Raw genomic sequence first — 24,675 nt, forward strand, 5'->3', positions numbered from 1 at the left:
GCCCCGAACGATTGCGACCCCATGTACTTCAGGACTGATCCGCCATCCGACGAGGCGATGGCCCAATACGCCGAGCTGCTCAGCGACGCTAACCGCTCCTGGCCTTCGTACTACACGGGACCGCTCCCCGGAGACGAGCCCACGCACGTCGAGATGTTCTTCTGGCGCGGCGACGAGGCCGGGTGGATCGGCGACAAGTCGAACTTCGAGACTGCCCGCGACCTGATTCGCGGGGTAGCCGATGAGCGCCGCACCGATACGGAGCTGTCGGACGAGCAGGTCTACGAATGCGGCGGAGGCTCCTCCGCATGGGACGTGGCACAGCTCTACGTCCAGGTCTACGAGGGCGGGTGTCCCGCGGAATGCCCCGGGACACACACGGAGGAATGCCGGCCTGGGTGTGACCCGTACGTCGACTTCTGCCACGGGCAGGAATGCGAGGGGGACTGCCACGGAACCCAGACGTTCACCCCCGCCTTCCGCACGGCCGTTGCCCTCGCCGAGTACGTCAAGAACGATCATCCGTTCCTCAGTGAGGACGACTACCACGAGCAGCGGCGCGACGTATTTGAGGCGAACCTCGACGAGGTGCTGGAAGACGTCAAGCTGCACTACCCGTACGACACCGAGGGCGACCATCGGAGCATCGTCGAGCACGCCTCCGATGCCTTGTGGGAGCTGTACCACTACGAGCCAGACGGCTATGTGGACTGGGACGCCGCGCGAGACGCGTATGACCAGGGTCGCTCGGAGCACTTCCTCGACCTGGGCCGCACAGTCCTGCGCAACGAGATTCCCGGGCAGACCGCCCTCATGCCCGCCTGACTCCCCTGTTCCGCCGCCCCTTCCGCCCCCGTCGGGAGGGGCGGCCCCTAGCCACGAATGTGAGGACATATGCCTACCATCGCCCGCCCCTACGAGGTCCGCGTCTGGAACGAATCCTCGGACCTCATCGGCCTGTGGAACATCCGGCGAGCCGGACGCGGCCGGTACGTCGTCACCGACGATCGGCACGAGGAGACCCCGTTCGAAGACGAGGGTGCCGCGCTGGACTTCGCCCGTTTCGGCGCGGAGGCGCTCGCCGAGACCTCCCGCCGAGACTGCCCGTGTGAAGGCGACCCCGAGTGTGGCGTGTGGGAGCCGCACGGCATCTCGGTCCAAGAAGTGGACGGCGAGGTCTCGCTGATCACGCCGCCGTTGCTCTGCCTCTAACTCTCCCTGAAAGAAAGGCATACCTGTGCGCAACTTCAAGCGCGCCTGGTCCTACTCGCTCTTCCCCAAGCTGAAGCACCTGGTGGGGATCGCGTCGGCCGCCACGGCTAGATCTAACCTCACCCTGAACCCCTGGGCTGAGCTGCGCAGACAGCGCAAGGCGATCATGGCGCTGGTCCGCGCTTCCGGCGAGATCGTCAACAGCTACGAGCGGGAGATCAGCAGCCTGCGCACCGCGACGGACACCCTCTCCGCCCTCTTTGACGACTCCATGCTCGCGTGCCATCTTGCCGCAGGGCTCACCTGTGCCGAGGTGGATCAGCTCGCCGACGGCTTCCTTGCCGCCGGGCGTGAGGACATCGCCGATCTCTGGCTGACCTGCCACGCGGAAGGCGACACCGACGAGGGTGACCTGCACATCAAGGAGCCCGCCGAGTACGCCGTGGCGGCCTGAGATGACTGTCACCACTTGCGACTTCTGCGGCTCCCGGTCCGCGACCTTGCTCTACACCGTGCCCGAGGAGAACATCCCACTCCTGGTCGCGGAGGGCCAGTCGAGTGCCGTCGCCCTGCCCGCTGACGACGGTCTGTGGGCGGCCTGCGCCACCTGCGCGTCCTTTGTGGATCGGAAGGACATGGCTGGGCTGCTGGCCCATGTCCTCGCCAGCGCCCGTGCCCGCCGAGTGGCGTTTGTCGAGGACCCCCTCTTCCACGCACTTCTCATCGGCAAATACGCCCCCCTCATGGTCGAGGGCACGAGCAAGGTCGACCTCTGACCAGGGTGTCAACTTGTAACAACAGCCCCTCCCGCGTTGGAGGCAGGGAGGGGCTGTTTCCCGACAGAGCCAGGAGAAGAACATGAACCCCCCTGCCCCCGAGGCCGAGAAGGCCGCCCGCGAGGTCACCAAGCGTCTCGTCCGTGAAGGCCGGATGCGCCGGGCCGAGGCAGCGCGCCTCCTCCGCGACGGCTTGCCCATCATCTTGAACGGATTCGCCGTGGCTCGGATCAACGGAAGGCCAGAGGCGGCCATCACCGCCGAGCTGGAGGCCGCCCACGCCGAGGCCGAGCATCGATTCTCCACTGCCCGGACCGCCTTCTCCCGCAGCCTCGCGGAGAAGGACCGCACGGTGGCCGATTTCGCCATCGCAGCCTGGGGCGGAATCCGCCGCGACCTGGCTAACCACCTCGCGGCCAACTGATCACAGGCGCAAAGGCGAAACCCCCTTCGGGGGTCGGCGGGAGGCGGTTCCTCCCCCCTGAAGATGCCAGCCCGCATACCGCCGTGCTCGGCGGGCCTGTACCGAAGCGAGGAACATGCGATGTCCACAACCACCACCGTCCGGCCCCGCGCCTGGATCGGCTGTCTGGCCTGCTACAACGCGGGCCGACTCGTCGGCGACTGGCACGACGGCGATGTAGCCGGTCTTGTCACGCCCGAAGACCTCCATGGCCGCCCCACCACCCACGAAGAGATGTGGGTCATGGACCACGAGAACTACTGCGGCGCGATCACGGGCGAGTGCTCTCCCTCGCACGCCGCAGAGGTCGCCGAGGCCCTGGCTGAACTCGACGAAGGGGATGCGGAGGCGTTCGCCATCTGGATGCGCCATTGGGGCATGTACGCGGATCGAGACGAGTGGGTGGATCAATTCCGCGACGCCTACCGCGGATTCCATCGGAGCGAGGCCGAATATGCCCAGGAGTGGGCCGAGGAGATGGCCAGCCCGGAGGAGGTGGCCCGTATGAACACCTGGCCGTTCAGCGAGATCGACTGGGACCGCGCTGCCGAAGTCCTCTTTGCCGACCTTCACGCCGAGGCGTCGGCCGGCGGCGTCCACGTCTTCTGGTGCGAATGATCACCGAGCCCTGCGTCGAGTGCGGCCACACGCCCGAATTGCTTGACGAAGACCTGACCTGCACCCCTTGCCGCACCCGCATCCATCTGGAGGGAATCCCTGTGAAGAAGACTGTCAAGTTCCCGGTCGAGATCGTCACACACGGCGAGATCGAGATCACCGTCGCAGTGCCCGAGGACTTCCTCACCGAGGAAGGCGAGGTCTTCGACGAAGACGGCCTCCGCGACTGGCTCAACGACAACCCGAGCACATGGCATGACATCGTCCCGGCTTTCGAGGAGATCCAGTCCCAGGAAGTCATCGAGATCGCCAACGTCTACTGATGCGCCCGGCGATCCCCGTGACCGAACAGATCAAGCATCTCGTCAACGAGCTGGACGAGACCATCAAGGCCATGCGCCAGGAGCCCGAAGAAGGGCAGTCCTGGTCCTGGGCGGACGAGCACGCGGCGGGGCTGAATGTTGCCGACGCGGCTGAGGCGCTGATCCTCGCCCTCCCCTCCGGCATCTGGCCGTCGTCATGGTTCGTCGAGCCGGAAACCGAGTCGCAGGAACGTTCCGTCGATGTCGATGTCGATGCCGATGCCGATGCCGAAACGCCGACAGTCGGCGAGCTTCACCGGCTGCTCTTCCCCTGAAACCGACACGCCCTCGTCCCTCCCGTTGGAGGAGGGAAGGACGAGGGCTGCCCGAAAGGATACCCATGAGCGAGATGACCTGCCGAGACTGTGACCTCGGAGGGTACTTGGTACGCCCCGGCGGCCTAGTCCAATGCACCGAGTGCAGGCGAACGACGGCCATCAGCGACCTCTACCAAAACCCCGACACGACCTGGGACGTGTCCGATTCCATGCTGCTTCAGCAGTACCTCAACCCAGATGCCTGCCTGGCCGCGCTGGACGACATCGCCCGCTGGGACACGGGGGACTGGGCCAAGGCCCAAGAAGCCCTGGGTCACTACAGGCGCCTCGTCGCCGAACTGTCCGCGTCGCTACACGTCGGCCTGCGCCCTGCCCTAGCGCCACACCGAGGACCCGCCCATGACTGACCCCGAGTACGAAGCCGTGTACGAGTTCCCCGAGGGGAAGCTCTACATCAACATCCTCCCTGCGAGGTCCGGCAAGGAGCATTGGGGCGACGAGTGGCAGCGCGTGACAAACCACCGGCTGTCTGTCAGCTCGTCCGGCCGGGACGATGAGCCCCTCAAGATCCGCGGGCGCCGCTACCAGCTCGGTATCGCCTTCGCTCGAATTCCCGCCCAGGCAGAGGTCTGGCTACGAGCCCGGAGCGACGAGCCCGAGCTGTTCCAGTGGGACAACTCCCTCCGGCGCTGGTCGATGACGAACGGGGACGGCAAGGAGCTGGGCTGGAACACCGCCGCCCGGGAGCGCTTGGCGGAGATTGCCGCAGAAGCCGCCCTGCGCTTCGAGAACGACCACCCCGAATGGCGCCTCACCAGCGAACGCCTGGAGATCGAGAACGAACTCCGTGAGGCCGAGGCCGCCATCAGCATCGCCCGAGAGTCCGTGGTGAAGGCGGAGTCTCGCGCTGTCAGACTCCGCGTCCAGATTGCCATGTACCCCGTCTGATCGACACCGCGCGTGGCCCGCCCCTCCCGCGTTGGAGGCATGGAGGGGCGGGCCGCGCTGGAGAAGCCCTTCATGTTCACCCTTGTCAATGCCCCCTGCCCGGACGCGCCCTGGCTGGCGGAACAGTGGACCACCAAGCAGCTCGAAGCCGTCGCCGGACCATGGCCCGTGCGCTGGCTCTTCCCCCCGAATCCCGGCGACCCGCCACGGGTCGTGTACCCCTTCAGCGGACCCGGCGGCCTGGAGACCGGCATCAGGGACGTGCTTGGGATGGACCTCGACATCGTCGGCATCGAACTGAAGGCCGACGCATCCGCCACCGCCGTCAGCGCCGGGTTCCAGCGGATCGTCGCGGACATCCGGACACTTGACCCCCACCATCCGGCCCTCCGATGGACTACCGGACTCCTGCTCACTGCCCCGTGCCAGTGCTGGACCCCGGCCGGCAAGCGCGCCGGACTCGACCCTCACAACCAGCAGATTTTCCTCGACATGCTCACCTGCGCATGGGAGGCGACCATCGGTGTCTGGCAGGACCAGGAGTGCTCCGAAGACTGCCCGACCACCTGCTTCGACTGCTTTGAAGGCTGGTCGGGCCCGATCTATGGGCTCGATGAAGTACGAGGTATGGCAGTCGAGTTGACCGACGCTCGCATTGGCCTCCTCGCCGAAGTGGTCATCTGGGGCCTCGGCCTCTCCGTCGCCAGCGACGACTTCCGCTGGATCGCCATGGAGCAGTCCAGCGCCCTTCCCGAGGAGATCATCGAAGGCATCCGCGACGAGTTCGTCTGCGCCGGGTGGCTCTCCACCGACTTCCACGTCCTCGACGCCGTCGACTACGGGCTTGCCAGCCGCCGGAAGCGGGCGTTCATGCTCGCCTCCCGGCACACCTTCCTCGACCCTGACCACGTCAAGCCCGTCGCGGACATCCCCACCACCAGCGCGGCCAGCGCCCTTGGCTGGCCCGAAGGCATCCGCGTCAACACGAGGGGCGAGCGCAAGACGGCTGGCGGGAACTGCTGGTCGGCGGACAAGCCCGCCACCGCCATCACCAGCAAGATCAGGGGCTGGTACTGGGAGCACGACCCGGCACGCAGGTTCAGCCTTGACGAGGCCGCCCTTCTCGTCGGCTTCCGCCCTGGATACCCGTGGACCGGCTCCCGGTCCGGCTGTACCCAGCAGATCGGCGACGTGGTCGCTCCGCCCATGGGCGCCGTCGTTGTCGGCAGCCTCCTCTCACGCCCGTGGGAAGACCGGCTCCGTCAGTACCTCGCCGACATCTATGACCACACGCCCAGCGAGCGTGGACACGCGCTCGCCGCATGACCGAAGAGAGATCATGTCCGGCTTCCGGCACCGCCCGAACCTGCTGCTCATGTCCATCGCCCGAGCCCCGCTGGACTGCGCTGTGTGTGAGGCCGACCGCCTCACATCCATGGCCGACGCCCGTACAGCGATCTGTACGGCGACCGGCGTCGCCATCGACGACATCGACCCGACCACCGGCTACAACCACTCCCACAGCGCGTACCGGCGTGCGCGGCAGTCCTGGATCGACCTCATACGCCAGCACGGTGCCAGCGAGTTCCACGAGGTCTGCGACATCGCCGAGGCCCGCGATAAGTGGACCGGGATACGCGCCGACTTCGTCGAGGACGACTGGCTGACCGCCGCGTACGACGCCCACCGCGAGCACGTCGCCGCCCTCGGCCGTCCGTGCCGCAGGGACAACTGCGTCGTTCACTACCCCACCCCCTGATCGAGAGGAACGCCATGACCGAGATCATCACCTCTGGCGATGCCCGACTCCGGGCCCGACTCGTCACCGACGAGTACGCCACGAACCCGCGGCAGAACCACGACCACCTGGGCTACGTGATCACTATCGACACCCATCTTGGCCACTACGCCCCCGTGGACGAGGAAGGCGGCCCCCTGGCGCACGGCTGGAGCCGGGTGAGCTGGAACCGGTGGAAGGGAGTCGAGATATTCACTCGCTGGGCTCGGATCTTCCACGGCGCCATCGTTGTTGAGTCCCGTCCCCCGCAGGGCGCCGTCTCCCTCTGGTACCTGATGCCCGAAGACGCTCAAGACCTCGGGCTCTTGCCCGAGGCGTACCTCAACGCCGAGCGCGAAGAGTACGAGGCATGGGCCGCAGGAGAGGCATTCGGCATCATCATCGAGCAGTCCGTCGAATGGCAGCGGACGGACGGCCGCAGCGGGGCCCTCACCACCTGGGCCGAAGTCGACTCCACCTGGGGGTACTACGGGTACACCTGGGCGTCCGCCGAAGCCCGGCGAACCCTCGCGCGCCACGCCGGCACCCCGGAGCTGGCCGCATGAACACCACCGCACACCTCGGCTGCCCGAAGTGCCGATCAACCGCCATTGCCCTCCAGCCCCGCGAGTGGGCCCGCTGCGCCGCCTGCTCGTACGGCGGCACATGGGGTGAGTTCCAAGTCTGCGAATGCTGGGGTTACGAGTGCCCGCCCATCACCGTCCATCGCGAATCTCATCAGACCGTCCCCCTCTCGACCGGAGCCTTCCTCGGCGTCCGCGTCGAGCAGGGACTTGCCGGGGACGTGATGCTTCACGAGAGGAATCCATACCACCTGGCCGGCCGCAGCCGGATCTACTGGTGCGGCGGCAGGCTCCACCTAGCGGTGGGCGACGAGACCCCCCTCATCCCCATGAAGAACCCTCGCTTCGAGACTGCGGGTACCGCCGATGACGCCGCAGAGCTGGCCATCGCCTTCTTCGCGGAGTGCGCAGAGGTCAGCATCCAGCACGCCCGAGCCGAAGGCATCCCCGTTGAGCACTGCTACGCCCACTATGTCAACCTGTAACAAGCGCGAGGTTTACATGAGCCCGAACCGCGACACCTGGACCACCGAACAGATCCGTGCCGAAGACCTCCAGCCCAACGATGTGGCCCTCTTGGCTGGACGATGGCGCGAGGTGCTCTATCACTACCGTTGGAACGACGACCCCACGTACGACTTTTGCGATTGGGACCCAGCGCTCCAGCAGGTTTTCGGGATCATCAGCCGCGCCGGGAACAGATGGATAGCAGTCGCACTGATTGACGACAGTCCCAGCGCGACCGACGAACCTGAGAGGGAGATCGTCGCCTTCCTCTGGTGCGACCTCGTCACCGTGCAGAAGAGGGTGCCCCGCGAGCCGTCAGCGGGCAAGGCGTCCCCTCCCGGTGACGCAGCCTCCTAGTCAGCTCCCGCCTGACACCCCCCGCACCCCCTACACCCTGAAGAGAGAGATCGTGAACGTGCACGAGAAGCTCGCGGCGGCGCTGGACCACCTGAGCGAAGACGAGCGCCAGACGCTGATGAAGGACTTTCGCAACGCGATTCTTGAGAAGGCCGCGAGTGTCCTCGACTACACCGACGACGGCAGGTGCGGGCTGGCTGACTGCTGCGGCCTGCACGCTGATGACTTCGCTTCGATCATCCGCGCAATGAAGGCCAAGTGAGTCATCACCTGCGGAAGCGCCCCGAAGGCCGCCTTCAGTGCACCCGATGCCGGGCGGCTTTCGTCACCCGCGAGAGCGCCGGCCGGGCTCGCTTCGACTGCCCCGATGAGGCGCTGGCGCACGGACTCCTTGGCCAGCGCGAGCACGTTGTGTACCCGACCTGGTCGAAGGACCGCTCCTGCTCAACCTGGGGCTGCCCCGACCCCGACCCCGCCCACGACTTCCACGGGCCCGACCCGTTCTGCGACGAGACCGCCTGCGGCACCTGCCTGCACGACTGCGACTGCGACGTGTGCGAGGGCCGCGCCACCGCCCCCGGCCTGTACCGGCTCATCGACAGCCGCGAAGTCTGACACCGAAAGGGACCACCATGCCCACCCCGAAGTACCGCCTCCACCTCCCGCCGTTCAGCAGCCCCGAAGAAGCGCTCGAATGGTTCGACGGCCTCCGCCGCAGCGGCGCGTTCCCGGAGGCGGCCGAGCTGTTCGAGCCGGACTCGCTAGACAAGGCACGGCACGGATACACCTCCCGGGACCTCATCATCGGTCGGCGCGGGGATCGAGCCCCTCAGCTCGCCGTCCGCAACCATCCCCGGCCGCGGCAGGCAAGGACGCAGAAGTAGGGAACATGAACGTGATCACAGGCACCCCCACTCTCATCGGCTTCGCGGGCGCCGCCCGCTCAGGGAAGGACACCGCCGCCTCCGTTCTCGTCGAGCGCGGCTGGCAACGGAGAGCCTTCGCGGACAAAGTGCGGGACATGCTGTACGCCCTCGACCCGGTCCTTATTGACCGGCATGACGCCTTCGGCGGACGCGGCCTGCGTGAGCTGGTGGACGCGTACGGCTGGGAGAAGGTCAAGCAGGTCCACCCGGAGGTGCGCGGCTACCACCAGCGCCTCGGCACCGAGGGAGGGCGGGAAGTCCTCGGCCAGGACGTATGGGTCGATGCGCTCTTCCGCGACCTCGACACATGGCGGGGCCGGCCGACTGTGGTCACCGACGTGCGGTTTCCCAACGAGGCGGAGGCGATCAAGAGCAGGGGAGGGCTCGTTGTCCTCCTTCACCGCCCGGGACAGTTGCTCATCGACGGGTCGGACCATGTCAGCGAGAACGCACTCGGGGGCTGGGCCTTCGACGCCACTGTGATCAACGGCGGCGACATCGGAAGCCTCCGTCGATCCGTGATCAGTCTCACCAGCATGTCAACCTGTGACTGATGTGTTAACCTGTGACAAGAAGGAAGGGGTCGTGAAAGCGACCCCCAGCAGAGACGGCTGAAGAAGGAAGACCCGTGTACCTGTCACCTGACGTAGATGCCCGTTGGCAGCCGGAGTCGGACGATCCGTTGGCGGCTGCGTGAGAATCACCCCCCGCAAGGAGGAGGTGGCCGCCGTGGTGGCGCTCTTGGAGGACGACTCCTTCGAGAGCGCCGGCCACCTGGCGAAGGCTGTAATCAAGGAAGTCGGCGAGATCCTCCAGATGAGGGACTGGGTCGCCCTGGTCCACACCTGGGAAAGCGGCCACCGCGGACTGAACTTCGCTCCCTTCGCCTCCGAGGCCGAGGCTCGCTCCTTCGCCTCCAAGATGGCGTTCGGCGGCACGGGCCGCCTGGTGCCGCTCCACTCCCCAGGGGTGATGCTCGCCAACCACGACGGCAAGGGCAAGAAGTGGAAGGGCTACTGCCAGAACGAGCAGTGCACTCACGCCCCGTTCACTCACTCCGCCGCCACGGCGGCCCGGGGCGCCTGTCAGATCCCCACCTGCCCCTGTAACAAGTACCAGCCCGCGTAGAACAGAGAGCCCCCTGATGAAGCCCGTCGAGTGGCGGTCGTGCGGGTGCAGCCCGAAGCGCGGCTTTGCCGACCTCTTCGCCGCCGAGAAGGCCCTTGGCAGAGCGCAGGCGAAGCGCGATCGGCACGCCGAGCGCCTGGGCGTCCGCCGAGGACTCGCCCGCGAACACCGCATCTACGGATGCGAACACGGCCTTTTCCACCTCACCAAGCAGAACCGGCGTCACCGAGGAGTAGTCGCATGAAGCCCACCCCCCAGGCCATCAACAACGGATGGAGCTGGGTTCTCGGCTTGTCGGGCGAGGAGTGTCGCGTGCGGCGGCACCCCGACCCCAGCCCCGTGCAGACCCTTGCCCAGGTCGCGGAACTCCTCGGCGTCGACGACCCGGCGCGAGTTCCGGCCGTCGTCCGTCAGCTTCAGCAGGATCGGAAGCGGGCTCTCGAATCAGCGGCGAAAGCTTGGTCAGCCGTACACCATCTCCTCCAGGAGGGAAGGGGGGAGACCGCGTGAGCACTGCCGAACCTTCCGGGCTTATGTCGCTCGATGAGGTTGCCAGGTACCTGGCAGTACCGAAGAGCTGGGTCTACGGCAACTGGAAGGGGCGGGGAATCCCGTTCAAGAAGGTCGGGAATGCCCTTCGCTGCCGACCTTCAGACCTGGATGAGTGGCTCGACCGCCAAAGCCCCTAGAGAGAGGCAGCGGTCGAGCGTAAATCAGTCCGAGGCAATCGGGCGCGAGAGTAAGGAGGCCCATGGGTGGCGAGAAAGGGTAACGGCCTGGGAGGCTCCCCGGTCGAGATCATAAGGAGCGGCCGGCCGAACACCTGGGGGGTGAGGACGCCCCTCCACTACGATCCGGTGCAGGGGAAGAAGATTCGTTTCTGGATCGGCCGCGACTACTCGACGAAGACCGAGGCGAGCCGAGCCCTCAACAAGTGGATGGCAGAACACGACAGCGGAGCTGTCGTACCTCGCTCCGACATGAAGTTGGGCGACTGGCTGGACAAGTGGTTCGCCGGACATCGAGTTGAGGACACCACTCGCTCCGGTTACGAGCCGAAGATCAGGCTCCACATCAAGCCGCACATCGGGTCCAAGAAGCTCAGGGACATTACCGATGACGATCTGGATGCCCTTTATCGAATGCTCGAAACTGCGCCCTGCTCGTCGAACGGGGGAAAGCCCCTGGGGGCAAAGTCGGTTCGCCACATTCACAACATCCTTTCGGGTGCCTTCGACGCCGCAGTCCAAAAGAAGTTGATCCCGGCGAACCCGGCGGCCACGGCCAACCCGCCCACGCTTCGGCAGATCAAGTCGCAGGGACGCAAATTCCAGACGCTCGACGATGCGGACACCTCCCGCTTCCTCACCGACATCTGGGCACCCTGCGGAAGGCGGGGGTGCGGCCCCCTGCACGGCTGCACGCGCGACGCGCCGCTGTGGACCGTCTACACCGCGACCGGCGTCCGGCGTAGCGAGGCTCTGGGGATGATGTGGGACCTCGTCCATTGGGACGAGTGCGCGATAGAGCTGGAGTGGGTCGTCGTCGAAGTCGGCAACCAGAGCGTCTTGCGCCGCCTGACCAAGGATGGCGACGACAACGCGATCATCTACGTTGATCAAGCCCTGATGAGTGTGCTGAAGGTTCAGCGCGAGCGTCAGGAGATGTGGAAGGAGAAGGTTGGCCCGCTCTGGACCGACCACGGCCTTGTCTTCGCCCGCGACGGGTACATGCCCCGCAAGGGCGGCCTGAGACCCGGCGATCCGCAGGACGCCGGCCAGGTGAGCGCCCGGTGGCGGACGGTTCGGAAGAGGCTGGGCCTGCCGGAGCGGTTCCGTGTTCACGACTGGAGACACAGCAAGGTGACCAACGACCTGGACGCCGGGGAGAACCCGGTGGAAGTATCGGCAAATGTGAGGCACCACTCACCCGGATACACGATGGCCCAGTATGGCAAGCCCCGCGTCGCAGGTGCCCGAAAACTGGCGTCAGGAACGGCCCGGCGCATCGGCCTGGGGGAGGTCACGTGAGTCGCCTGACGCGCTGGTCACGCTGCTGGTCATGCCACCCCCGTGGGACCAGTAAAGCCGCAGGTCAGGGCCGCAGAATTAGTAACGACGACCGGGGCCGCCACCCCCCACAGGAGAGGCCCCGGTCGCCGTCCATCGGGGCCGCAAAGCGCCCCCGTACTCCATTCAGCGTCAAGCAGGCGATTTCTGTCACACACCCTTTCGTGTCGGGCGAGTCGGCATATTGTTGCAAGTTGTACAAGCCATGGACGTGGCCCCTGGGCAAGCCGTAGCGTGCTCACTCGCGTACAGGGGACGCGGGCAGTGATGACCAGCTGCGAATCTGAACAGGTACAGGTAGAGGTAGTGCTGGGGGACGACGCGGAGCTGACCGCCGCAGTGCTCGCGGCGCAGGACGGGGACGAGTGCGCCTTCCGCACTGTGTACCGCGCCGTGCATCCGCGGCTGCTCGGCTATGTACGAACACTCGTCGGGGAGCACGATGCCGAGGACGTGGCGTCCGAGACGTGGTTGCAGATCGCCCGCGATCTCGACCGGTTCAACGGTGACGCGGACAGATTCCGGGGCTGGGCCGCCAGGATCGCCCGCAACCGGGCCCTCGACCACGTCCGCATGCGCGGTCGCCGCCCCGCGGTCGGAGGCGACGAGAGCGAACTCACCGGTCGACCGGCGGATTCCGACACCGCGGACGAGGCCATGGAGGCACTCTCCACCGGAAGCACCCTGGCGCTGATCGCCCAACTCCCACAGGATCAGGCGGAAGCCGTCGTACTGCGGGTGGTGGTGGGGCTCGACGCGAAGAGCGCCGCCCAGACCCTCGGGAAGCGGCCCGGAGCCGTGCGCACCGCCGCCCACCGCGGGCTCAAGCGGCTCGCCGAACTCCTGGGCGCCGACAGCCTGGAGGAAGCCGAGTTCACCGAAGGTCCGCCCGACTTCACCGCACAGGAGGCCGATTACCGGGAAAGGGCCACCAGCGCGTACGGTGCCAACGGTCCGGGTGGTGCCACGGACGCCGATGGGCAGCCGGTTGCCGACCCCGCGGAGTGCGGTGCGGATCTCAACGGCGTGCCTCCGCAGCGTGGACCACGGCCGGGTGCGACGGCACCCGCCGGTGTGACGCATACACGGCTGCGGACGCAGAAGGACATGTGATGGCCGATGAGCGGTACGAGTGGCTCGACGAGGAAGCGGCGGAGCGACTGCTCCGCGGTGAGCCGGTCGACGTCCCCGACGAACCCGCTCGCACACAGGCCGCACGACTGACCGCAGCGCTGCGCAACGCGCGTCAACCGGAGGTTCCTGCCGGTGTCGACGACGGCGAGTTGGCGGGCGAGGCCGCCGCCCTGATCGCCTTCCGTCGAGCCCGGGACCGGAGCACTGCGGGCCAGGAACACGACTTCGGGATCGTACGGGTCCTTCCCGCTCCCCGCCCCTCGCTCGCGGCCCGGTTGATGCAGCCCGTGCGGTACGGGGTGATCGCCGCGCTCGCCGGGTTCGCGTTCGGCGGGGTGGCCGTCGGGGCGACCACCGGACTGTTGCCCTCGCCCTTCGACGAGGGCTCGACGCCCGCGACCTCGGTGTCGGTCGCGCCCACCGGAGCACCTCCGGGGGAGGAGCCGCCGCGGGCCCGGGGCGGGCAACCGACCCCGCACGCCACCGAGGGGGGCGCTGCGCCCCCGAGGGTCCGGCCACACGAGGAGAGGACCACCACCGAGCCCTCCGTACCGGGGGCCACTACCGAACCGGCCGAACCACCGCCCGGGACACCGGGCGTGACGGTGACCGAGGAGCCTCCGGCGAAGAGCGGCAAACAGCGCAAGCTGGAGGCCGCCTGCCGTGATCACCGGGCGGGCACGATCGACCGCAAGCGGCAGAAGCGGCTGGAGAAGGCCGCGCAGAAGCACGGCGTCACGGTGGACCAGTTCTGCGCCGACGTCCTCAATGGTGCCTCGGGCAGTGGCCAGAACGGTTCCCACGGCCAGAGCGATCAGAGCAGCCAGAACGGTCAGAGCAGCCAGAACGGTCAGAACGGCGGCAGCGGCCAGAGCAACCAAGGAGCGCCGGGCGGCCAGGGGATCCAGGGCGGGCCGAACACCAACGGCTCGCACACCAGCGGCTCTGCGACGGGCGCCGGCGCGACCGCCGTCGACCGCCCGTACGGCCGGCCCGACAAGAGTCACCCGAGAGACACCAGCAAGGTCAACGGCAAGCCGAAGCAGCATGCGAGCGGTTCGCAGAACGGCCGGAGTATTCGTGCCGCGGGCCCGGGCCCGGAAAGTGCCGACCCCGTTGTACGGATGTACCGGCCGCAGCGCTGAGGTACTGGCCGAGCACTTCGCATCACGCGTGTGACCAGCGATTCTTTGCGACCGTACGGTCAGGTGTGACGTTTCTGGAGCCTACGGCGCAGTAGTAAGTGAGCCGACTGGTCATCGGCGGCGCCAGAAGCCGGGGTTCCCCCCGTACCTACGGCTGGGCGCATAAGGCGCGGGCGGGACACGTTCCCCCGGTCCCGCCCGCGCCCTTCTCGACCATCTCTCGCAGCCCCGCGAGCGAGCAGCCCTCACCAGTGGATGACGACCTTGTCGCCGTTGCGCACCTGCGCGTACAGAGCCGCGACGGCCTGCCGGTCGCGCACGTTCACACAGCCGTGCGAAGCGCCGTTGTAGCCGCGGGCAGCGAAGTCCGACGAGTAGTGCACCGCCTGGCCGCCGCTGAAGAACATGGCGAACGGCATGGGGGTGTCGTAGAGCGTGGACACATGGTCCTTCGACTTCAGGAAGACGCTGAAGGAGCCCTCGCGGGTGGGGGTGTACTGGGAGCCGAAGCGCACGTCCATCGTCGAGCGCACCGTGCCGTCGACCACCCAGGACAGGGTGCGCGTGGTCTTGCTGACGCACATCACCCGCCCGTTGAGACAGCGCGGATCGAGCTTGGTGGCCGGCTTGTTGACCGCCTTGCCGTCGAGTTCGCCGCGCGTCGGCTCGGTCGTCATCCCCAGCAGTCGCTGCCAGGTGATCGTGTCCGTCGCCCCGTCGGCGGGCAGTCCGCGCTTGGCCTGGAACCCCTTCACCGCGGCGACCGTGATCCGTCCGTAGACCCCGGTCGGCGCATCGTCGAACCAGCCGATCTGGGCGAGGCGGGCCTGTAGCTCCCGTACCCGACCGCCCTGGGCGCCCTCCGACATCAGCACCTCGGCCGGGCTGGCACTCTGCTCCTCGCTCGGCTCAGGCCGTGCATCGACGGTCGGCGGACTCGACTGCGTCGCGCTCGGGGTCGGGGTCGGGGTCCCATCGGGCGCCGCCGATTCCCGCGGTCTGTCATCCGTACGCACCGAAGGAGTGACGGCCGCCTGCGCCGAACAGCCCGCGGTCAGCGCGAGAACCGCCACCGCGGCCAGGCTCCGCCGAACGACGATGGTGGTGTGCCGACCCCGGACATCGAATCCTCGAAACCTCTTCATCCTTTGTGTCCCCCCGTGAACCAAAGACGATGATCCATCCCGCAGAGTCTCTAGAAACCCGGAAATGGAGACTCTGCCCCAGGAGATGGATTCCCGTCCGGTTCGGTTGCAGAACCCCGTGCGATGCGGGAAGAGCTGTGATGACGAGTTCGATTCCGGGGAGAGGCACAGCCATGGCCCACCACTCCGAATCGGGACTGCCCATCGATCCGGTCTACGGACCGGACGCGCTCAGCGGGTGGGATCCCGCCGAGCGCCTGGGCGAACCCGGTGCGTACCCCTACACCCGCGGTGTCTACCCCTCCATGTACACCGGCCGGCCCTGGACGATGCGCCAGTACGCAGGCTTCGGCACGGCCGCTGAGTCCAACGCCCGCTACCGGCAGCTCATCGCGCACGGAACCACCGGTCTGTCCGTCGCCTTCGATCTGCCCACCCAGATGGGCCACGACTCCGATGCGGAGATCGCCCACGGCGAGGTGGGCAAGGTCGGGGTCGCCGTCGACTCCATCGACGACGTGCGGGCACTCTTCGACGGGATCCCCCTGGATCGGGTCTCCACCTCGATGACCATCAACGCCCCCGCCGCACTGCTGCTCCTGCTCTACCAACTCGTCGGCGAGGAGCGGGGCATCCCGGCCGATCGGCTCACCGGCACGATCCAGAACGACGTGCTCAAGGAGTACATCGCCCGGGGCACGTACATCTTTCCCCCACAGCCGTCCCTCCGGCTGGTCGCCGATATCTTCCGCCACTGCCGGACCGAGATCCCGCGCTGGAACACCATCTCCATCTCCGGCTACCACATGGCGGAGGCCGGCGCCTCACCCGTACAGGAGATCGCGTTCACCCTCGCCAATGGCATCGCGTACGTGCGCACGGCCCTGGCCGCGGGCATGGACGTGGACGACTTCGGCCCTCGGCTCTCCTTCTTCTTCGTCGCACGGACCACCCTCCTCGAAGAAGTGGCCAAGTTCCGCGCGGCCCGCAGGATCTGGGCCAGGGTGATGCGGGAGGAGTTCGGGGCGCGTAACCCCAAGTCGATGATGCTGCGCTTCCACACCCAGACCGCCGGCGTACAGCTGACCGCCCAGCAGCCCGAAGTGAATCTGGTACGGGTCGCGGTACAGGGCCTCGCCGCGGTCCTCGGTGGCACCCAGTCGCTCCACACCAACTCCTTCGACGAGGCGATCGCCCTGCCGACGGACAAGTCGGCCCGGCTGGCCCTGCGCACCCAACAGGTCCTCGCGTACGAGACCGATGTGACCGCGACCGTGGACCCCTTCGCCGGTTCGTACGCCGTGGAGAAGCTGACGGACGAGGTGGAGGAAGCCGCCCTGGCACTGATGGGACGGATCGAAGACCTCGGTGGTGCGGTCGGCGCGATCGAGCGGGGATTCCAGAAGGGGGAGATCGAGCGGAGCGCGTACCGCATCGCCCGGGAGACGGACAGTGGCGAACGGGTCGTCGTGGGAGTCAACCGCTTCACCCTGGATGCCGAGGAGCCCTATGAGCCGCTGCGCGTCGACCCGCTCATCGAGGCGCGCCAGATCGAGCGGCTGGCGCGGCTGAGGGAAGAACGCGACGGATCCGCTGTCACGGCCGCGCTGGACGCGCTCAGACAGGTGGCTGCGGGCACCGACAACGTCCTGCCTCCGATGAAGGAGGCTCTGCGGGCGCGGGCCACCGTGGGCGAGGTGTGCCACGCACTCCGTGATGTCTGGGGTGCCTATGTGCCGGCGGACGCGTTCTGACGCCGGTAATGAAGTCCGACCGTCCCGGCATCTCGGGGCGTGACCGGAAACACACTGATGAACCATCGCAACTCTGTGCGAAACTCCGCTTCATGCTGGGTGTCACCGATCTTCCGACCTACTTGACGGGTCTCATACTGATCGTCCTCCTGCCAGGCCCGAACTCGCTCTATGTGCTCTCGGTCGCGGCCCGACGCGGCGTGCGTACGGGATACACCGCCGCAGCCGGCGTCTGGTGCGGCGACGCCGTGCTGATGGTGCTCTCCGCTGCGGGTGTCGCCTCCCTGCTCCAGGCGAACGCCGTCCTCTTCGGCATCGTGAAGTTCGCCGGTGCCGGATATCTGACCTGGCTGGCGATCGGGCTGCTGCGGGCGGCCTGGTCGATGTGGCGGGCGCGGCGCGAGTTGCCCGAGGCGACCATGTCCCAGCAGGGCGCAGAGGACGGCGCGAGCGTCGAACGCCCCTTCCGCAGGGCCCTGGTGATCAGCCTCCTCAACCCCAAGGCGATCCTCTTCTTCATCGCCTTCTTCGTACAGTTCGTCGATCCCGCTTACGCCTATCCCGCGCTGTCGTTCGTGGTCCTCGGAGCCTTCGCGCAACTGGCGTCCTTCCTCTATCTGACCCTGCTGATCTTCACCGGCACCCATCTCGCCGCAGCCTTCCGGCGCCGCAGGGCACTGTCCGCGGGGGCCACATCGGCGGCGGGCGCCCTGTTCCTCGGCTTCGCCGTGAAGCTCTCGCTCAGCAGCACCTGAATCGGGCCCGGGTGCGATCCTGAAGGCAGGAACGCGCCCCGGCGGCTGACCAGGGCCGGGCGCGGTCGAGGAGGTGTGCCATGACACGGACCCTGGAGTGGAAAGTCGATCTCGTTCTGTCGGAAGAGGACGGCACGACCAGAGCCCGCGCGATGCTGGAGACCGGTTCGGGGCGGCTGACCGGACGCGGTACGGCCCGTTGCAGCCCGGCCGACGCCGACATCCCGAAGATCGGGGACGAACTGGCGGCTGCGCGGGCGATGCGGGACCTGTCCGGGCAACTGATGCGGGTGGCGGACCGCGATCTGGAGGCGATGGGCGCCGCACCGCCGGCACAGCCCTCGGTGCCCGACACCGGCTGGTCACCGGCCGCCGGATAGGGCGCCCGGTCCGCCCGGCCTGCCGCCCGTAGCGGGCTCGACGCTCACGACCGGGTGCTCGGCATCGCACGCCCCGCGGCGCGGAGCCGGGCCACCGCCGACCGCGTTCGGATCGTGCGGTGCTGTCGAGCGCTCAGCGGATCTCCAGCATGTCGTCCACGGACCTTCGGGGGGTCGCCGTGCCGTGGGGGCCGTACCCCAACCTGATCACCATCTGGATCTGACCGCCCGATGCCGCACCCGGCTCCCGTACCGCCCACCGCAACTCAGGCCACTCCAGGGCCTGCGAGGTCAACGAGGTGGACAGCCCGTCGAGGGTGGCTTGGAGTAGTACGCGCTCCAGCGCCTGGCCCGCCCGCAGCCAGTCCACCGGCCGGTCCTCGGCGGTCCCGAGCAGCCCCAGCCGCGGATAGTGCTCGAACTCCACCGACTCCCGGCCGGGGATCGGCCGGCCCTGGGCGAAGTCCCGCATCGGGCCGGTGGTCCCGCGCGGCCGGGGCCCGAAGGCGCTCACGGGAATGCCGTCGCCCGGCTGGGGAGCGCCGTCTCCGGCTTCGGTCCGCACCTCGGTCCTGGTCCACGAGGCCAACTCCGCCCGAGCCTCGGGGTCCAGCACCGCGCGCTCCTCTGCCTCGTGCACCAGGTCCAGCACCGTCTGTACGTGCCAGTCGTCGGGGAAGACCAGACGGCACCCCTCCAGCAGTGCGGCGGCGCTGAGGCCGTCCAGCACCTCGACCGGAACAGCCTCGTGGGTGAAGGGGTGGCGGCTGGTGTGGCGAAGGCTGATGGCGGGGTGGAGCGGGGCCAGATCGTCATCGGCGCGGACCGGTTGATCGAGTCGCACCTCGGCGAGCAGCGCCGGGTCCGAGCCGTCGGGGAGCAGTGCGGTGACGGGTTCCCAACCCTGATGGGCCGCCGCGACCCGCAGGTTGAAGAGGGCGGCTCCGCAGCCCAGGTGGAGGGCCCGGTTCGCGGGGTCCTCGGCGGGCAGTGCCCTGGTGGGGTCGACCCGCACCTGGAGGACGCTGCGCTCGCGCAGCAGCCGGAACTTCCAGGGCTGGGCGTTGTGCAGTGAAGGGGCGGCTGCCGCGTCCTGGACGACGGCCGTCACCGTGGCCGGGTCGAGTGGTCGTGCGGGCACGGGTCCTCCTCGGGGTGAGCGGTTCTGCGCGTGCGGTCCGGGTGCGATCCCCGGAGTGGGTGGTGCCCTGCTGGGCGACAGCGGTGAAGAATCGTTTCTTCGCTAGGGGTGCCGCACCCTCCGTGGTCTGCGGTGAAACCTTTCTTCTCGATGGGTCCTCAACCGTGCGCGATGATCGCCACCGGGGCGGTGGCATGGTGCATCACCGCATGGGCGACCGGGCCGATGTGGCCGCCCAGCGGAGACCGCCGGGCCCGTCGTCCCACGACCACCAGGGCCGCATCTCCCGTGGCGCCGAGCACGGCACGGGCGGCGGAACCGGCATGTGCCTCCTCGACCACCTTCACCGACGGATATCGCTGCCGCCACGGGAGCAGCAGATCGCGCAGGGTACGGGTGAACTCCCGCTCGACCTCCAGCCGGGTCGCCGCGTCGAAGGCCAGCCCATGGACGAAGGGTGGACGCCAGCCGTGCACGGCGCGGAGCTTGCAACCGCGGCGCGCGGCCTCCTCGAAGGCGAAGGCCAACGGTGCGTCCACGGGGTCGTGGACGTCCACGGCGACCACCACCTCGCCCAGGGGCTGGCCCGAATCGGCTGCCGTCCCGGTGTGTCCTTCCACCGCCTCGCCCGGGGCAGGAGTACCCCCGTTCACCGCGTCGGCGGTGCCCCCGTCGGCGCTGCGCACGAGGACCACCGGACGGGTGGTCGCCCCCACCGTCGCCGTTCCGACCGAGCCAACGAGGAAACCCGACACCGAGCCCAGCCCGCGTGAACCCAGCACCAGCAGACCGGCCTCGTCGCCCTCCGACGCCAGGGCGGCGGGGGTCCGGCCCGAGCGTTTGCGGGTGGTGACCTCCAGCGCCGGGTGCCGTGCCCGCAGGTTCGCTGCGGCCTCCTGGAGGAGGGCGTCCCCAGCCGCGCTGTCGTCGCTCGCTGCGATCGCGAGCGCCGCCACGACCAGGGTGAGCGGTTTGTCCGCCACGTGCACCAGCCGCAGGGGCACATCGCGCAGCAGGGCCTCCGTCGCCGCCCACTCGGCCGCGGCGAAGCCCTCAGGGCTGCCATCCACTCCGACGGCCACATGGTGGGTCATCGCTCCCACCCCCCGCCCGCCGCCGCCTCGGCACTCGTCCCCATCGTGTGGGGCGCCGCCCCCGCCACCGGCTCCCATGCCGTTCCACCGGTGTCATCGACCTCGTAGACCAGTCGGTTCACCACGTCCACCACGCCGTCCACGCTCTCGCAGAGCCGTACGGTCACCGGGATCAGGCTGCTCCGCTCCACCGCTCCACTGAGGGTGACGACCCCGTCGGTGACATCCACCGTCAGGGCCGAGGGGGACAGTCCGAGTGTCTGGGTGAGGACGTCCTCCAAGATCTCCTCCTGGATGGACCGGTCGCGGCGCAGGAAGAGCTGGAGCAGATCGCTACGGCTGATCACCCCCGTCAGCCGGCCGTCCCCGTCCACCACGGGCAGCCGCTTGATGCGGTGCTGTTCCATCACCCGGGCTGCCCGGATCGCGCTCCAGTGCGGCTGGGCGACGACGGCGGGGCTGGACATCAGCGACTCGGCCGTGTTCCCGGTCGTCTGCGAGGTCTGTCGGCGCAGCAGATCGGCCTCTGAGACCACACCGACCGGTCGTTCGTCCTCGTCGACGACGGGTACGGCGGTGATCCCGTACTCGTCGAGGAGGCGGGCGATCTCCTTGAACCCGGTTCCCCGCTGGACGCTCACGGCGGTGGGCGTCATCAGGTCGGTGACCCTGCGGTGCCTCATGGCTGGCCTTTCCGACATATCAAAACATTCGCCTGTGAACACATGATCTGATCACAAGGGTGGACCCGGTGCGCATCACAGGCACAGGGACCTTGGACCCTTTGGTGCATTCGTAGGGCCCCGATGCCTTCCCGGACGCTCGATTCGACGCCGGTGACCGGGTGAGCGAGCCGTGCGGGGCGCGGTAGCGGCCGTCGCCGCCGGGCTCAGTCCCCGGGCTCAGTCCCCGGGCTCTGTCCCCGGTCGTTCGGGCGCGGGCTGTTCGGCCCCCTCCGCGCGGTGGCGGGAGGGCTTCCCGAAGGCCGGCAGCGATGGGTTGCGGTACCGTCGATAAAGAGCCGTGAGTTTACCCACACGCCCGGGTATTCATGCCGCTAGGGGTCGTTTTTCCTTCCCCTAACGGATTGAACTTTTGTTGATCAGTGGCCAGTTGGGCCTTGCCTGGGCTTACCCTTCAACAGGTGAACCAACTGATGTCCCGTGAGTCCGCAGCAGACCTGCCCGGGAGCGGCGCACTGCCCGGCATCCTGTCCCCGGAACTCCGTGCTGAGCTGATCGCCTTCCGTCGGGATCTCCATATGCACCCCGAACTGGGCAACCAGGAGTTCCGCACCACCGCGGCGCTCAAGGCCCGACTGGAGAGCGCCGGACTGGAACCGCGCGTCCTGTCCATCGGCACCGGACTCATGTGTGACATCGGCGTCTCGGACGGCTCACGCCCCCTCTTCGCCCTCCGCGCGGACATCGACGCGCTGCCCATCCCGGACACCAAGACCGGCGTTCCGTACCGCTCCACCGTTCCCGACCGGGCCCACGCCTGCGGACACGACGTCCACACCGCCGTGGTGCTCGGCGCCGGGCTCGTACTCGCGGAGCTGGATCGCCGAGGGCTCCTGCCGCAACCGGTGCGACTGATCTTCCAGCCCGCCGAAGAGGTACTGCCCGGTGGCGCCCCCGACGCCATCGAATCAGGTGTCATGGACGGCGTCGGCAAGATCATCTGCCTGCACTGCGACCCCAAGGTCGACACCGGTGTCATCGGGCTGCGCCCCGGACCCATCACCTCGGCCTGCGACCGGCTCGAAGTCACCCTCGACGGCCCCGGTGGACACACCGCCCGACCCCACCTCACTACGGATCTGGTGACGGCGGCGGCCAAGGTCGCCACCGAAGTCCCTGCGGTGCTCTCCCGCCGGGTGGACGCACGCTCCGGGCTCGCCGTCACCTGGGGCCGCATCGAGGCGGGCCACGCCTGCAACGTCATCCCCCAGCACGCCGAACTCTCCGGCACCGTTCGCTGCCTCGACCTCCCGGGGTGGCGGGCCGCCCCCGACCTCGTCCACGCGGCCATCGACGAGATCGCGACCCTGCACGGCGCCAAGTCGCAGATCAACTACATCCGCGGGGTTCCGCCCGTGGTCAACGACCCGGACGTCACCGAGCTCCTCCGGGCGGCCCAGACCGCCCGCCGCGGGCTGCACGCCGTCGAGGACACCGAGCAGAGCCTGGGGGGCGAGGACTTCTCCTGGTACCTGGAGCACGTGCCGGGTGCGATGGCCAGGCTCGGAGTGCGCACCCCAGGCGACACCACCAAGCGGGACCTCCACCGCGGTGATTTCGACGCCGACGAGGACGCCATCCAGGTCGGTGTGGAGCTCTTCACCGCGGCCGTGCTCCTCGACGCGGAACTACTCGACTCTGTACGACCTGAGGCCCTGCACGCCTGACGGCATGGGAGTGCGGGCGGAGTGCCGAGGCGGTGGCCACCCGGGTGCGGGTGCCCACCGCCTTTTCGTCCGTGTGGCCCAGACGTTCGTCGGTGCGGCTGAGGTTGCCGGCATGTGGCCGCGCGCCCCGAGACCGCTCGCGTTTGTCCGTGCGACCCAGACCGTTGGGTTTCGTGAGGCTCTGGGGGCTCTGCTGATGCCCCTGACTCTCCGTAGTGTTGGCCCTCTCGACCCCCTGCCCCCTTTGATCCGGTTCGCCCACCACCTCCCCGGGGTCAAGATCAAGGCACCCGGCGGCCCGGGCGGGCTCCTCGCTTCCCGTCGACTCCCCGCCCGACGCCCTCTTGCGACGATCCGATAACGACTCATGAACGTGGTTTTAACTGACATCTACGCGCGTTACGATCGCCGCGAAACCAGCGCCGGAAGAGGCGCTTTCGGTCAGCCTCGAAGGGACCCTCCTCTTGCGCCAGGTATCGAAGATCGCGGTCGCGTCCATCGCAGCCGCGGCCATGGCATTTACCGCCACTGCGTGTGGCGAATCGTCGACTGACGGCGGCAGCTCGGACGACAGCGGCAAGCTGAAGATCGGCATGGCCTACGACGTCGGCGGCCGTGGCGACAACTCCTTCAACGACTCCGCCGCGCGTGGTCTGGACAAGGCCAAGGCCGAACTCGGTGCGGAGACCAAGGAACTCACCGCCCGCACCAGCGAGACCCCGGCCGACCGCGAGACCCGTCTCGCCTCGCTCGCGAAGGACGGCTACAACCCGGTCCTCGCCGTGGGCTTCCTCTACAAGAGCGCGGTCGACAAGATCGCCAAGGATTACCCGGACACCACGTTCGGCCTGGTCGACTCCGTCTCGGACGCGAAGAACGTCGACAGCATCGTCTTCACCGAGGAGCAGGGCTCGTACCTCGCCGGTGTGGCCGCCGCGCTGAAGTCCAAGGACGGCAAGATCGGCTTCATCGGAGGCGTCGACCTCCCGCTGATCAAGAAGTTCGCCGCCGGCTTCGAGCAGGGCGTCCTGGAGACGAACCCGAAGGCGACCGTCCAGATCCAGTACCTCTCCACTGGTACGGACACCTCCGGCTTCACCAGCCCGGACAAGGGCAAGGCCGCCGCGCAGGGCATGCTCGACAAGAACATCGACGTCATCTACACGGCGGCGGGCGGCTCCGGCGCGGGCGCCATCGCGGCCGTCGCCGCCAAGCCCGGCACCTGGGGCATCGGCGTCGACTCGGACCAGGCCAAGGACCCGGCGCTCTCCAAGTACGCGGCCTCGATCCTGACCTCGGTCGTGAAGAACGTCGACACGGGCGTCTTCGAGCTGGCCAAGTCGGTCAAGGACGGCAAGCCCCTGACCGGCGTCCACACCTACTCGCTCGCCGAGAACGGTGTCAGCCTCACCACCACCGGTGACCACCTCAAGGACATCCAGCCCAAGCTGGACGAGGCGAAGAAGAAGATCATCGACGGCCAGATCAAGGTCAAGACCACGACCTGACCGGTCCGTTCACCGGGGCTCGCGAGAGTGGCCGTGCCGCTCTCGCGGGCCCCGATGTACGTCGTGCGTCCATCGCCTCAACAAGTTGCTGGCGCTACGCGCGTAGCTCTCCCCTGTGCACGGTAGTTTTCGCCACCACGCATCAGGCAACACACCAGGCAACACCCAGCACCACCGGCAGCCCCCGCTACCGGCCCGCCTCTG

The 24,675-nt window shown here is 68.1% G+C and carries 35 protein-coding genes; 31 read left to right on the plus strand and 4 right to left on the minus strand.

All coding sequences use genetic code 11. The features are described 5' to 3' along the window. Positions 1-21: 21 nt before the first annotated feature. The 26 genes from OID54_RS23715 (at position 22) to OID54_RS23840 (ending at position 14,284) form a co-directional block, all read left to right on the plus strand. Positions 22-825: a hypothetical protein gene (locus OID54_RS23715; protein ID WP_329022543.1), complete on the plus strand. Its 804-nt coding sequence runs from the start codon at positions 22-24 to the stop codon at positions 823-825. Between the two features lie 69 nt (positions 826-894). Beyond that, entirely contained in the window at positions 895-1,212 is a 318-nt protein-coding gene (locus OID54_RS23720; protein ID WP_329022545.1) for a hypothetical protein, read from the plus strand. Between the two features lie 25 nt (positions 1,213-1,237). Beyond that, positions 1,238-1,666, plus strand: coding sequence for a hypothetical protein (locus OID54_RS23725; protein WP_329022546.1), 429 nt, complete (start codon positions 1,238-1,240; stop codon positions 1,664-1,666). A 1-nt stretch (position 1,667) separates the two neighbouring features. After that, positions 1,668-1,988 (plus strand): hypothetical protein, encoded by a 321-nt coding sequence (locus OID54_RS23730; protein WP_329022548.1) that lies wholly within the window; start codon positions 1,668-1,670, stop codon positions 1,986-1,988. An 82-nt stretch (positions 1,989-2,070) separates the two neighbouring features. Next, complete coding sequence (locus OID54_RS23735; RefSeq protein ID WP_329022550.1) at positions 2,071-2,412, plus strand: hypothetical protein; 342 nt, start codon at positions 2,071-2,073, stop codon at positions 2,410-2,412. Between the two features lie 120 nt (positions 2,413-2,532). Continuing rightward, positions 2,533-3,069 (plus strand): antirestriction protein ArdA, encoded by a 537-nt coding sequence (locus tag OID54_RS23740; RefSeq protein ID WP_329022551.1) that lies wholly within the window; start codon positions 2,533-2,535, stop codon positions 3,067-3,069. Between the two features lie 101 nt (positions 3,070-3,170). Then, positions 3,171-3,392, plus strand: coding sequence for a hypothetical protein (locus OID54_RS23745; RefSeq protein WP_329022553.1), 222 nt, complete (start codon positions 3,171-3,173; stop codon positions 3,390-3,392). Then, a complete protein-coding gene (locus OID54_RS23750) occupies positions 3,392-3,706 on the plus strand; it encodes a hypothetical protein (RefSeq protein WP_329022555.1) in 315 nt (104 codons plus the stop codon). Before OID54_RS23745 ends, OID54_RS23750 begins: the two co-directional genes overlap by 1 nt. Positions 3,707-3,771: 65 nt before the next feature. Further along, positions 3,772-4,116 carry a hypothetical protein gene (locus OID54_RS23755; RefSeq protein ID WP_329022556.1) on the plus strand — a complete coding sequence of 115 codons (345 nt, stop codon included), beginning with the start codon at positions 3,772-3,774 and terminating at the stop codon, positions 4,114-4,116. Further along, on the plus strand, positions 4,109-4,657 hold the full coding sequence (locus OID54_RS23760; protein ID WP_329022558.1) for a hypothetical protein: 549 nt from the start codon (positions 4,109-4,111) through the stop codon (positions 4,655-4,657). Before OID54_RS23755 ends, OID54_RS23760 begins: the two co-directional genes overlap by 8 nt. A gap of 72 nt (positions 4,658-4,729) precedes the next feature. Next, positions 4,730-5,983, plus strand: coding sequence for a hypothetical protein (locus tag OID54_RS23765; protein ID WP_329022560.1), 1,254 nt, complete (start codon positions 4,730-4,732; stop codon positions 5,981-5,983). A gap of 13 nt (positions 5,984-5,996) precedes the next feature. Next, complete coding sequence (locus tag OID54_RS23770; protein WP_329022562.1) at positions 5,997-6,416, plus strand: hypothetical protein; 420 nt, start codon at positions 5,997-5,999, stop codon at positions 6,414-6,416. 14 nt (positions 6,417-6,430) lie between these two features. Next, positions 6,431-7,000: a hypothetical protein gene (locus OID54_RS23775; RefSeq protein ID WP_329022564.1), complete on the plus strand. Its 570-nt coding sequence runs from the start codon at positions 6,431-6,433 to the stop codon at positions 6,998-7,000. After that, positions 6,997-7,503, plus strand: coding sequence for a hypothetical protein (locus OID54_RS23780; protein ID WP_329022566.1), 507 nt, complete (start codon positions 6,997-6,999; stop codon positions 7,501-7,503). Before OID54_RS23775 ends, OID54_RS23780 begins: the two co-directional genes overlap by 4 nt. A 16-nt stretch (positions 7,504-7,519) precedes the next feature. Then, positions 7,520-7,882: a hypothetical protein gene (locus OID54_RS23785; RefSeq protein ID WP_329022568.1), complete on the plus strand. Its 363-nt coding sequence runs from the start codon at positions 7,520-7,522 to the stop codon at positions 7,880-7,882. 52 nt (positions 7,883-7,934) lie between these two features. Further along, a complete protein-coding gene (locus OID54_RS23790) occupies positions 7,935-8,144 on the plus strand; it encodes a hypothetical protein (protein WP_329022570.1) in 210 nt (69 codons plus the stop codon). After that, on the plus strand, positions 8,141-8,497 hold the full coding sequence (locus OID54_RS23795; RefSeq protein WP_329022573.1) for a hypothetical protein: 357 nt from the start codon (positions 8,141-8,143) through the stop codon (positions 8,495-8,497). Before OID54_RS23790 ends, OID54_RS23795 begins: the two co-directional genes overlap by 4 nt. Positions 8,498-8,514: 17 nt before the next feature. After that, entirely contained in the window at positions 8,515-8,766 is a 252-nt protein-coding gene (locus tag OID54_RS23800; protein WP_329022575.1) for a hypothetical protein, read from the plus strand. Positions 8,767-8,771: 5 nt separating this feature from the next. Further along, a complete protein-coding gene (locus OID54_RS23805) occupies positions 8,772-9,362 on the plus strand; it encodes a deoxynucleotide monophosphate kinase family protein (RefSeq protein WP_329022577.1) in 591 nt (196 codons plus the stop codon). A 139-nt stretch (positions 9,363-9,501) separates the two neighbouring features. Continuing rightward, positions 9,502-9,936, plus strand: coding sequence for a hypothetical protein (locus tag OID54_RS23810; protein ID WP_329022579.1), 435 nt, complete (start codon positions 9,502-9,504; stop codon positions 9,934-9,936). Between the two features lie 16 nt (positions 9,937-9,952). Further along, on the plus strand, positions 9,953-10,180 hold the full coding sequence (locus OID54_RS23815; protein ID WP_329022581.1) for a hypothetical protein: 228 nt from the start codon (positions 9,953-9,955) through the stop codon (positions 10,178-10,180). Further along, positions 10,177-10,446 carry a hypothetical protein gene (locus OID54_RS23820; protein ID WP_329022583.1) on the plus strand — a complete coding sequence of 90 codons (270 nt, stop codon included), beginning with the start codon at positions 10,177-10,179 and terminating at the stop codon, positions 10,444-10,446. Before OID54_RS23815 ends, OID54_RS23820 begins: the two co-directional genes overlap by 4 nt. A gap of 23 nt (positions 10,447-10,469) precedes the next feature. Further along, entirely contained in the window at positions 10,470-10,625 is a 156-nt protein-coding gene (locus OID54_RS23825) for a helix-turn-helix domain-containing protein (protein WP_329027736.1), read from the plus strand. A 66-nt stretch (positions 10,626-10,691) separates the two neighbouring features. Beyond that, entirely contained in the window at positions 10,692-11,966 is a 1,275-nt protein-coding gene (locus OID54_RS23830) for a tyrosine-type recombinase/integrase (RefSeq protein WP_329022585.1), read from the plus strand. A 345-nt stretch (positions 11,967-12,311) separates the two neighbouring features. Then, positions 12,312-13,118 (plus strand): RNA polymerase sigma factor, encoded by an 807-nt coding sequence (locus OID54_RS23835; RefSeq protein ID WP_329022587.1) that lies wholly within the window; start codon positions 12,312-12,314, stop codon positions 13,116-13,118. Further along, positions 13,118-14,284, plus strand: a complete 1,167-nt coding sequence (locus tag OID54_RS23840) for a hypothetical protein (protein ID WP_329022589.1) — start codon at positions 13,118-13,120, stop codon at positions 14,282-14,284. Before OID54_RS23835 ends, OID54_RS23840 begins: the two co-directional genes overlap by 1 nt. Before the next feature lie 245 nt (positions 14,285-14,529). Here the strand turns inward: OID54_RS23840 and OID54_RS23845 are convergent, their stop codons facing one another. Further along, a complete protein-coding gene (locus tag OID54_RS23845; protein WP_329022591.1) occupies positions 14,530-15,429 on the minus strand; it encodes a L,D-transpeptidase family protein in 900 nt (299 codons plus the stop codon). Positions 15,430-15,602: 173 nt separating this feature from the next. Here OID54_RS23845 and OID54_RS23850 point away from each other — a divergent pair, with 173 nt between their 5' ends. From OID54_RS23850 to OID54_RS23860, 3 genes are all read left to right on the plus strand, one after another. Beyond that, positions 15,603-17,183, plus strand: coding sequence for an acyl-CoA mutase large subunit family protein (locus OID54_RS23850; protein WP_329022593.1), 1,581 nt, complete (start codon positions 15,603-15,605; stop codon positions 17,181-17,183). A gap of 92 nt (positions 17,184-17,275) precedes the next feature. Beyond that, entirely contained in the window at positions 17,276-17,938 is a 663-nt protein-coding gene (gene leuE, locus OID54_RS23855; RefSeq protein ID WP_329022595.1) for a leucine efflux protein LeuE, read from the plus strand. Between the two features lie 80 nt (positions 17,939-18,018). Next, a complete protein-coding gene (locus tag OID54_RS23860) occupies positions 18,019-18,318 on the plus strand; it encodes a DUF1876 domain-containing protein (RefSeq protein WP_329022597.1) in 300 nt (99 codons plus the stop codon). Positions 18,319-18,451: 133 nt separating this feature from the next. On the opposite strand, the gene OID54_RS23865 is transcribed toward OID54_RS23860, so the two are convergent. The 3 genes from OID54_RS23865 to OID54_RS23875 all read right to left on the minus strand — a co-directional run bounded on the left by OID54_RS23865 (position 18,452) and on the right by OID54_RS23875 (position 21,236). Then, the gene (locus tag OID54_RS23865; protein ID WP_329022599.1) at positions 18,452-19,459 is read right to left on the minus strand and encodes an Acg family FMN-binding oxidoreductase; all 1,008 of its coding nucleotides are present in this window, start codon (positions 19,457-19,459) and stop codon (positions 18,452-18,454) included. 158 nt (positions 19,460-19,617) lie between these two features. Next, complete coding sequence (locus OID54_RS23870; RefSeq protein WP_329022601.1) at positions 19,618-20,553, minus strand: universal stress protein; 936 nt, start codon at positions 20,551-20,553, stop codon at positions 19,618-19,620. After that, positions 20,550-21,236: a CBS domain-containing protein gene (locus OID54_RS23875; RefSeq protein ID WP_329022603.1), complete on the minus strand. Its 687-nt coding sequence runs from the start codon at positions 21,234-21,236 to the stop codon at positions 20,550-20,552. Before OID54_RS23875 ends, OID54_RS23870 begins: the two co-directional genes overlap by 4 nt. Before the next feature lie 473 nt (positions 21,237-21,709). Here OID54_RS23875 and OID54_RS23880 point away from each other — a divergent pair, with 473 nt between their 5' ends. Continuing rightward, complete coding sequence (locus OID54_RS23880) at positions 21,710-22,963, plus strand: amidohydrolase (RefSeq protein ID WP_329027738.1); 1,254 nt, start codon at positions 21,710-21,712, stop codon at positions 22,961-22,963. A 464-nt stretch (positions 22,964-23,427) separates the two neighbouring features. Further along, entirely contained in the window at positions 23,428-24,471 is a 1,044-nt protein-coding gene (locus OID54_RS23885; protein ID WP_329022605.1) for a BMP family lipoprotein, read from the plus strand. Positions 24,472-24,675: the final 204 nt, after the last annotated feature.

The organism is Streptomyces sp. NBC_00690, from assembly GCF_036226685.1.
Taxonomy (GTDB): Bacteria; Actinomycetota; Actinomycetes; order Streptomycetales; family Streptomycetaceae; genus Streptomyces.